Below are 653 nucleotides of genomic sequence, written 5' to 3' on the forward strand. Positions count from 1 at the left end.
CGAAGGCACCACCTTCCTCAACGGCTACGGCCCCACGGAGAACACCACCTTCTCCGCCACCTTCGCCATGCATCCCGACTCGGTGATGAATGGTGCGGTGCCCATTGGCCGGCCGCTCTCCAACTCCACCGTCTACGTGCTCGACGCGCACCTGCGTCCGGTGCCCGTGGGCGTCGCGGGGGAGGTGTACGTCGGTGGCCAGGGCCTCGCCTGGGGCTACCTCCACCGCCCGGACCTGACCGCGGAGCGCTTCGTCCCCCACCCCTTCGCTTCCACGCCGGGCGAGCGCCTCTACCGCACGGGCGACAAGGCCCGCTGGCGAGAGGACGGCACGCTCGACTTCCTGGGCCGCGTCGACTTCCAGGTGAAGGTGCGCGGCTTCCGCATCGAGCTGGGTGAAATCGAAGCAGCGCTGCGTGCATTCCCTGGCGTCAACGAAGCCGTTGTCGTGGCCCGGGGCGCGGACACGGACAAGCGCCTCATCGGCTACGTCGCCGCGCGCGAAGGCCATGCGCTGGACTCCGACGCACTCAAGGCCCACCTCCGGCGGAACCTGCCGGAGTACATGGTGCCCTCCGCGTTCCTCGTGCTGGACGCGCTGCCCCTCAACGCCAACGGCAAGGTGGACCGCAAGGCCCTGCCGGAGCCTGGAA

1 protein-coding gene is annotated in these 653 nt (G+C 69.7%); it reads left to right on the forward strand.

Annotated features, from left to right (window positions below; translation table 11 throughout):
* Window positions 1-653 (forward strand): AMP-binding enzyme (locus tag ACLEQD_RS44870; RefSeq protein ID WP_410391987.1); only part of this gene is annotated, 653 nt, incomplete at both ends.

It is taken from the genome of Corallococcus sp. 4LFB (assembly GCF_046520365.1).
Lineage (GTDB): Bacteria > Myxococcota > Myxococcia > Myxococcales > Myxococcaceae > Corallococcus > Corallococcus caeni.